Genomic DNA, 8,085 nt, shown 5'->3' on the forward strand with positions numbered 1-8,085 from the left:
TGCTCATGTTTTGGTGAAGCCGAGTGTCCGGTATCCGGGCATGCGGCGTGGGAGCGAGGCGGCGAGGATGGGGGTGGCTGGGTCGTGGTAGTCGTGGACCTCGGCGAGGTCCTTGCCGGGCGCGGCGCGGATGACGCGGCCGGCGCATTGGACGAGTAGGCCGTCGTAGGAGATCGGGCCGGCGAGGAAGAGGGTGTCGAGGGCGGGGGCGTCGAAGCCTTCACCGATGAACGGTGTGGTGCCGATGACGAGCAGGCCCTCACCGGCCTTGGCGCCGTCGAGCCGGTCAACGATGGTCCGCCGTTCGCTGGTGCTCATCGTGCCTTGGAGCACGAGCGGCTGGTGTCCGCGTGCGGCGAGCAGAGCGGTGAGTGCCTCGACCTGGGCGACCCGGCGGGTCAGGACGAGACAGTTGCGGCCGCAGGTCAGGGCCGCGGCGACGTCGTCGGCGATCTGGGTGTTGCGGGGTTCGTCGAGGGCCAGCCTTCGGTGCACCTCGGCGAGTGCTCCGGGCGCGTCCAGGTCGATGTCGCCGGGCTGGAATGGGGTCTCGTGGATGAACAGCGCTCGACGGGGTCCGGTGTCGGTGTGCATCGCGGCCTCGAGGGTGCCTTGTTCTTCGTCGGTCAGGGTGTGGCGGACGGGTCCGAGTTGCCAGGTGACGAGTTGGCCGAGGCCGTCGCGTCGGGTGGGTGTGGCGGTGAGGCCGAGCCAGAACTGCGCGGCGATCCGTTTGACCGAGTGCTCGTACGCGGCGGCGCCGAGGTGGTGGCATTCGTCGACGATGACGTGCCCGTACGCCTGGGTCAGGGTGGCGACGTCGTCGTGCCGCGCGAGGGAGGGCAGCAGCGCGATGTCCACGGTGCCGGTGAGCTTGCGTCGGCCGCCGCCGAGTTGGCCGGGCTTGATGTCGAGGAACTGTTGGATGCGGGTGCGCCATTGGTCGGCGAGGGCTTTGCGGTCGACGAGGACGAGGGTGGAGGTGTTGCGTTCGGCGATCACGGCGCAGGCCATGACGGTCTTGCCGGAGCCGGGTGGGGCGACCAGGATTCCGTCGTCGTGGGCGAGAAGTGCGCCGACCGCGGTGGCCTGCTTGCTGGTGAGTTCGGCGGTGAACGAGGTGTCGATCTCGGTCCCGGGGTTTCGTACGTCCGTGACGGCCAGCCGTGACCCGGCGTGTTCGACGATCGTGGTGATGGTGTGCCGCAGGCCCCGCGGGAGGACGAGGCGGTCGTCGAGGGTGAGGTCGTAGCCCTGGATGAAGCGTGGGGTGTCCCAGGTGGACTTGCGGAGTCGTTGCAGCTCGTAGAACTTCGGGTTGGCCATGGCGGCGGCGTGCTTGAACGTCGCCAGTGCGGCGGGGGTGAGCTGTCTGGCGTCGATGCTCAGCCCGGCACCGGCCTCCGCGTGGACCACCGGAGGAAGCGAAGGGTGGACCTGGGTCGCGGCGGACCGGCTCATCGTGGCGACGTCGGCACCGGTGACTGCTTGTTTGGCCTGCCGGGCGACGTGTTCGGCGTCGCCGGGACTGAGCCGGTCCAGCGTCGACAGGAACGCCCACTGGTCGGCGTACGGCTCGAGCGTGCCGAGGTCGAGGAAGGTGGTCAGCCCGTCCTTGCGGCGGCGGCCCTGCAGGGGTGCGGCGATGAGGTTGCCGAAGCCACCCTCGGGCAGCACGTCCTGGTTGGGGAACAGCCGGTCGTACGAGCGCAGGTCCATCGATCCGCGCAGCACCATCGCCTCACGCAGCAGGACCGTGCCCACGGCGCGCGCGGTCGCTGCCGGGACCGCGCCGGTGAAGAAGACCCACACGTGGGCTCCGCGGCCTGACTGGGAGATCTCCAACGCGGCCGGCACCGCGCTGGCTCGTGCCGCCTTCGCGTAGGCGAGGGCGTCGAGCATCGCCGTCGGCCCGTCGAAGTCGGCCACGACGAAGTGGCAGGTATTGCCGGGCATCAGTGGGTACAGGCCCATGAACACGTCGCCGACCAGATGCGCCGCGACGACCTCCGTCGTGCGGGGCAGGTGGGTGGCACCCCGCCGGTCCATACCCTTACGCCAACCGCCGGCGACCGCGGGCATCCACCCGGCAGCGCCGGTACGGGCGTTGTCCCACCGCACGGCGTACACGTCAGCCCGGGCCCTGAACCGGTCGGCGAACAACGCCAGCTTGTCCCGGGTCGGCGAGGCCATGGTGACCAGCCCCGGCGGCTCCACCGGCGCGGACAACTGCTCCGGTGCCGCAGACGTGTCCGCACCGCGCAGCTCCAGCAGACGTCCCAGCCGGGCGTTCTCCGCCCGTAACCGCTCCACCTCCCGCCGAAGATCGACGAACTCGGCCACCGAACCCATGCCGACCATCCTCGCGCATCAGGCTCCGAACACCCCGATACCGGTCCGCTATCCTCCGTCGATGGCATCGAAGGGCAACGCCACGCTGGAGGCGATGATCGAGGAAGCCACCGTCGACACGGACGGTTACCAGGACGAGCGCGCTGGCCTGTTCGCCATGATCGAGGAGCATCTGGCGGTGCCGTTCACCACCACCGTCCTCGGCGTCGAGGCCACCGTGCGGAAGATCGACCTGACCGAGGACAACATTGTCGCGGTCTGTGTCCGGGGCCACCACCGGCAGAGGATCGGTCTGCTCGACCTGCCGCTACCCAGTCCGGCACCAGACGGCGCCGCGTGGATCGACGCCTACCGGCACTGGGCCGGAAGGTAGGCCACGGTGAGCGAGTACCAGTACTACGAGTTCACCGCCGTCGACCGGCCCCTCACCGGCCGGGAGCGGGCCGAGTTGCGGTCGCTGTCGACCCGGGCCGACATCACCGCCACCAGCTTCGTCAACACCTACGAGTGGGGCAACTTCAAGGGCGACCCGCGCACGCTGATGGAACGGTACTTCGACGCGCACCTGTACCTGGCGAACTGGGGCACCCGCCAGCTCATGCTGCGGCTACCGAAACACGTGCTGGACCCCGCCACGGTGGCCCAGTACTGCCAGGGTGACAGCGCGGCCATGTGGACCGCTGGCACGCACGTCATCATCGACCTGCATGACGGGGACGAGGACGGCGTCGACGAGTGGGAGCTCGACGGCCACGGTCTGCTCACCTCCATCATCCCGGTCCGGGCCAGCCTCGCCGCGGGCGACCTGCGCCTGCTCTACCTGGCCTGGCTGCGCTGCGTACAGTCCGAGGACATCGCCGACGACGAGCCCGAACCACCCGTCCCGGCCGGACTGGGCGCCCTCGACGCGCCCCTCACCGCCGCCGCCGAATTCCTGCGCATCGACCCCGACCTGATCGCGGCCGCAGCGGCCGGGTCGACGCCGGACGCCTCCGGCGAACCGACCGCCGCGCAACTACGCACCTGGGTCATCGGACTGCCCGCAAGGGACAAGGACACCATCCTGACCGACCTGATCACCAGCGGCGACAGCCACCTACGCAACCGACTGCTGCGCCGCTACCGCGACGCACACCGCACCGATACCCCGGCCCCGGCAGCCCTCCGCACCGCCGGGAAACTGCTCGCCACCGCTGCGGACCTGCGCGCCCAGCGGGAACGACGGGACGCCGAGCAGCGCGAACGCGACCGGATTCGCCGCGAACGGTCCGCCGCAACCGCCCGGCAACGGCACCTCGACACCCTCGCAGTCGACCAACCCGCCGCCTGGCAGCGGGTCGACGAACTCATCGCCACGAAGAGACCCCGCGAGTACGACAGCGCCGTTCAACTCCTCGTCGACCTGCGCGACCTCGCCGAACGCGACGGAGACAGCGGGCTGTTCCAACAGCGGCTGACCGAGCTACGGGCAGTGCACGCCCGCAAGCCCAGCCTGCTCGAACGCCTCAACCTCGCAGGCCTCGACACCTGACGCATGGTTCGCCACCGGTGACCATCACCGAGGCGCGCAAGATCGTAGGCCGCTCGGCGTCCCCGGCGCGACGTCCCTGACAGCGGCGGCTTGGGCTCCGGGTGTCCGTCGGGACCCGCAACCGGACATAGAACTGTGTCGTTTGACGGGGTGGACCCGGAGGGTCGGGTGACTGTCTGGGTGTGTGCTGCCGATGTCATGGCCAGCTAGGAGTAGGACGCCCCGACCCTCGCTGACGACCGCTGTATCAGCACTGGATGGAGACTTGCGACCGATCGCCCTTTCCGAAGTTGTGGCTACTGAACCGCGGCGGGTCCACGCCCCTTGACCAGACAACCGACGAGGGTGATGCCCGATGGGCAGCCTGTGGGCCGGCGTCGACGTCGACAAGACCCACCACCACGTGTGCGTCATTGACGACGACGGCACCGTGGTGGTGTCCGAGAAGATTCCGAACGACCAGCAGGCCATCTCCGGCATCGCCGGACGGCTCGGCAAACGCCGCAAGCCGATCCGCTGGGCCGTCGACCTACGCGGCGGACCAGCGGCGCTGCTGTTGGCGGTCCTGCTCGACCGGGACGCCGACGTCCGCTACGTCAGCGGCACGGTCACCTCACGGATGGCGGAGGCGTTCCACGGCGAACGCAAGACCGACGCCCATGACGCCTACGTCATCGCCCAGACCCTGCGCATGCGCGGCGACCTACCGACCCTCACCCTCGCCGACGGGGTGCAGCAGCAGTTGAAGCTGCTCGTCTCCCGCCGCCTCGACCTGGTCGCCGACCGGGTCCGCCTTACCGCCCGCATCCAGGACCTGCTGGCCATGATCAGCCCAGCGCTCGAGAAGACGCTGAACCTGCGCAGCAAGGGCGCGCTGCGGCTCCTCGCGCAGTGGCAGACACCCGCCGGACTGCGCCGCGCCGGTGAAGCCCGCATCCTGGACTACCTGCGCCAGCACGGCGCCCGGGCCGCCAGGGCACTCACCGCCAAAGTCCTCACCGCCGCCCGGACGCAGACCATCGCCGTCGCCGGAGAGGCCACCGTGGCCGGGATCGTGGCGCAGATGGCCACCGACCTGGAAGCGGTCAACGACCGCATCACCGCCATCGAAGAAACCATCGCCGTGATTGTCGCCGAGCACGAGCTGGGAGAGATCGTCACCAGCCTGCCCGGCATCGGCACCACCCTCGCCGCCGAGTTCCTCGCCCACGCCGGCACCCTCACCACCTACCCCAGCGCCGCCGCACTCGCCGCCCACGCCGGGCTCGCGCCGATCTCCCGCGACTCCGGCCGCAGGCAGGGTCACCAGATCCGGCCGCACCGCTACCACCGGGGCCTACGCCGGGTGTTCAGCATGTCCAGCTTCACCGCCCTGACCCACTGCCCACGATCCCGCGCCTACTACGACAAGAAGAGAGCTGAGAGTAAGACCCACCGCCAAGCCACCGCCGCCCTGTCCAGACAACGCCTCAACGTCCTCTGGGCCTGCATCCGCGACAAGACCCCCTACCAGCCCAAACAAGCAAGATCAGCAGAGGTGGTGCTGTGCGAACTCGCGTAGAGACTCCCCGTCGTCGAGGCCCGTGTGCACGCTATCGATGACCGCGGCCGGGTGGTCGGCTACCTCTACGAGGCACACCCGGGCAAGACCAGGATTCCTACACGCCTGGATCCCCGCCCGCTGACTCCGCCCGGTCGGGCCAAACGGACACTGAACAAGCACCGGCGTCCGGCCGAGGTGGCCGGACGCCGGAGCCCTTCACGACGGCTGAACTCTGCTCTTCTGTTGGATCCACCCCGCGATGGTGTGGGTCTGGAGGGCGTACGACATGTCCACGGCATTGCCGGTGATGAGGACGCCGTGCACCCGGTTGTTGTACATAACTCCCGCCCCTGAATCTCCGCGCCCCGTGACTCCGGAGTCGGGCCCGGTCGTTCCGTAGTTGGTAGCTACCAGTTGATAGGCACTGTTGCCTGCGCCCACTTGGTCGTGGTGCACGCTGTTCGCCCTGACTCGCATGGTGCAGACCTGCAGGACAGGTGCGGGGGTGTTACCGCCACGGGTCATCAATCCCCACCCGCTGATGGAAACGTTGGCGCCGGGCGCCAGGTATTCCCGTGAGTACCCAACGACGAGGTTGGCCGCGTTCGGGACGTTCTGCCACAGGTTGAGGAGCATCGCGTCCTGGGTCGGATGCCGGTAGATCCCGGCGATGCTCATGGCCTGGCCCCTGGTCAGCGTGCGGTCACCCGCGACGACCAGGGCGTTGTTGACGTTGCCGCCCGTGTTGTCGAAACAGTGCCGCGCCGTCAAGACCCAGTTGGGGGAGATGAGCGTACCGGTGCACTCGTATCCGAGGTTGACGAAGATTTGCACCTGACCGCGCAAATGCGCGGCGGGTGTCCCGCCGATGACGGCCGCGGCCGGCTGCGCGGTCAAGGTGACACCGCCGAGGAAGGTCAGGGACAGCGTGACGGCCACGGCCGCCCGCCGCAGTAGCGATGGTGTACGCACGAAGTTCTCCGTTCGGTATACGGCGCGGGTTCTCGGTTTCGCTCCGCTTGGGCCTGGCCCGCGTGCCGCCGCATCGCTGTCCGGCGGTGGACGGCACACCGCGTTGAATCGAATACCTCCGTTGGTCGACGCGCGGGCATCGGTGGAGCGATTTCCTGATCGTGCTCGGCCGCTCCACATTGGCCAATACCGCCCTCTGTACCAACCCGGTAGCGCAGGCGGGCCGGCCGCGCCGGCGAACAAGCGCGGAGGATCTGCCGGATCCGTGTCCAGCGGGAGTCCCGAGTCTGTCCCCGCTGATCATGACCAGACGCTGGTTGGCGAGGGTCGGCGGCGTGAAACGCCTGACGGCTGCCATCAACGACGACCACGCTGCGGCCCGCGCTCTCGTCAAGGCCAAAGACGCCCGGAAGCGTGTGAACGAGCAACTGTCCCGCTGGCGGCAGATCACCGATCACTGGATCGACAATCGCCACGACCTCGCCCACTTCACGGCCACGCTCGACACCGTCTACGCCGCGACCTGCCCCTCCATCACGAGAACGGAACTCTCATGACACGGCTGTACGCCTCCGCCGGCGCGATCGTCGTCTGCGCTGACCTGGACCGTCCACGAATGCTGCTGTTGGAGCAGATCCGCGCCACCGGTGAGCGTCAGGTGGTCGCCCCGAAAGGGCGCATCGAGCCGGGCGAGTCACCCCTGATCGCCGCCGCCCGGGAAGTATCGGAAGAGGCCGGACTCCACGACATGCGCTACGTCGCCTACCTCGGACAGGAGGCGTACCGCTTCACCGACCACGACGGCACGCCAGCGCAGAAGACCGTCGACTGGTTCCTGTTCGCCACCACCGACACGAACGCCACCCCACGGCAGACCGAAGGGTTCGTCGCCGCCCAATGGCACGACCTGCCCGACGCGCTGACCGCCGCGAGCCATGCCGGCTTCCATGAGTACGTCCGACGGGCCGACGAGATCATCGCCTGGCGCCGCGGCGGCTCGCTCGACTACAGCGACATCCTCAGAGGGTGGTTCGGGAGCCTATGTCCGAACTGGGTTTGACCGTTCGCTAGAGGCCCTGGTGGTCGGGGTTACGCGGAGGTCGCCGGCGGGGCGAGGGTGAACAGTCCGGCCTCGGTTTCGGTGAGGATCTGGCGGGCGACGAGCCGCTTGAGTTTGGCGCGTAGTCCTTCCGTGTCCTTCGCGGCGGTGCCGGTGCCCAGGGCGTGGCAGATGTCCTTGGCGCGCATCGGCGCGGTGGCAGCGTGGAACACGGCGAGGATCTGCTGGTAGGCGGGGCTGGCGACGGTCGGGTCAGCGGGTGCCGCCGCATCGAGGGGGCCGCCCAGGCTCAGGAGCGTTCTGCGGGTGATGGCGAGTTCGGCCATCTCGGTCTCGGCTGCGGTGAGCTGCTCGTCGAGGGACGCGATCTGGGCGCGGAGCCGCTCGACGGCCAGGCCGGCGGCGGTCTCGCGTTCGGTGAGCAGGGTCAGCAGCGACGGCGGGGTCACCGCTGCCGCTGCGGGTCGCGCCATGACGCGGTGGCGGTGCCGGTCAGCCGGCGGATGAGGTTCGCCGTCGAGGCCCACCAGGTGCGGGACACCGCGGAGGCGGGTCGGCTCTCGTACTCGCGGACCAGACGGCGGTGCAGCATTAGGGTGCCGTTGGTCTGCTCGACGACCCACCGGC

The 8,085-nt window shown here is 69.2% G+C and carries 8 protein-coding genes and 1 pseudogene; 5 read left to right on the forward strand and 4 right to left on the reverse strand.

Annotated elements, in window-relative coordinates; all coding sequences use genetic code 11:
• Positions 1-3: 3 nt before the first annotated feature.
• A complete protein-coding gene (locus ACLQ2T_RS09315) occupies positions 4-2,352 on the reverse strand; it encodes a TOTE conflict system archaeo-eukaryotic primase domain-containing protein (RefSeq protein ID WP_425765574.1) in 2,349 nt (782 codons plus the stop codon).
• Between the two features lie 61 nt (positions 2,353-2,413).
• On the opposite strand from ACLQ2T_RS09315, the gene ACLQ2T_RS09320 reads away from it, so the two are divergent.
• The 3 genes from ACLQ2T_RS09320 (at position 2,414) to ACLQ2T_RS09330 (ending at position 5,444) form a co-directional block, all read left to right on the forward strand.
• Positions 2,414-2,725 (forward strand): hypothetical protein, encoded by a 312-nt coding sequence (locus ACLQ2T_RS09320; RefSeq protein WP_425765575.1) that lies wholly within the window; start codon positions 2,414-2,416, stop codon positions 2,723-2,725.
• Between the two features lie 6 nt (positions 2,726-2,731).
• Entirely contained in the window at positions 2,732-3,883 is a 1,152-nt protein-coding gene (locus tag ACLQ2T_RS09325; RefSeq protein WP_425765576.1) for a hypothetical protein, read from the forward strand.
• 355 nt (positions 3,884-4,238) lie between these two features.
• Positions 4,239-5,444 (forward strand): IS110 family transposase, encoded by a 1,206-nt coding sequence (locus tag ACLQ2T_RS09330; RefSeq protein ID WP_425765577.1) that lies wholly within the window; start codon positions 4,239-4,241, stop codon positions 5,442-5,444.
• Positions 5,445-5,642: 198 nt separating this feature from the next.
• Here the strand turns inward: ACLQ2T_RS09330 and ACLQ2T_RS09335 are convergent, their stop codons facing one another.
• Positions 5,643-6,365 carry a S1 family peptidase gene (locus ACLQ2T_RS09335; RefSeq protein ID WP_425765578.1) on the reverse strand — a complete coding sequence of 241 codons (723 nt, stop codon included), beginning with the start codon at positions 6,363-6,365 and terminating at the stop codon, positions 5,643-5,645.
• 368 nt (positions 6,366-6,733) lie between these two features.
• Here ACLQ2T_RS09335 and ACLQ2T_RS09340 point away from each other — a divergent pair, with 368 nt between their 5' ends.
• Positions 6,734-6,955, forward strand: coding sequence for a hypothetical protein (locus ACLQ2T_RS09340; protein ID WP_425765579.1), 222 nt, complete (start codon positions 6,734-6,736; stop codon positions 6,953-6,955).
• A complete protein-coding gene (locus tag ACLQ2T_RS09345) occupies positions 6,952-7,458 on the forward strand; it encodes an NUDIX domain-containing protein (RefSeq protein ID WP_425765580.1) in 507 nt (168 codons plus the stop codon). Before ACLQ2T_RS09340 ends, ACLQ2T_RS09345 begins: the two co-directional genes overlap by 4 nt.
• A gap of 29 nt (positions 7,459-7,487) precedes the next feature.
• Here the strand turns inward: ACLQ2T_RS09345 and ACLQ2T_RS09350 are convergent, their stop codons facing one another.
• The gene (locus ACLQ2T_RS09350) at positions 7,488-7,931 is read right to left on the reverse strand and encodes a hypothetical protein (RefSeq protein ID WP_425765581.1); all 444 of its coding nucleotides are present in this window, start codon (positions 7,929-7,931) and stop codon (positions 7,488-7,490) included.
• Positions 7,904-8,085 (reverse strand): annotated as a pseudogene (locus ACLQ2T_RS09355) (IS5 family transposase); the annotation flags it as partial. The gene ACLQ2T_RS09350 and the pseudogene ACLQ2T_RS09355, both read right to left, overlap by 28 nt.

Origin of the sequence: Micromonospora sp. DT229 (assembly GCF_049844505.1) — a bacterium.
Taxonomy (GTDB): Bacteria; Actinomycetota; Actinomycetes; order Mycobacteriales; family Micromonosporaceae; genus Micromonospora.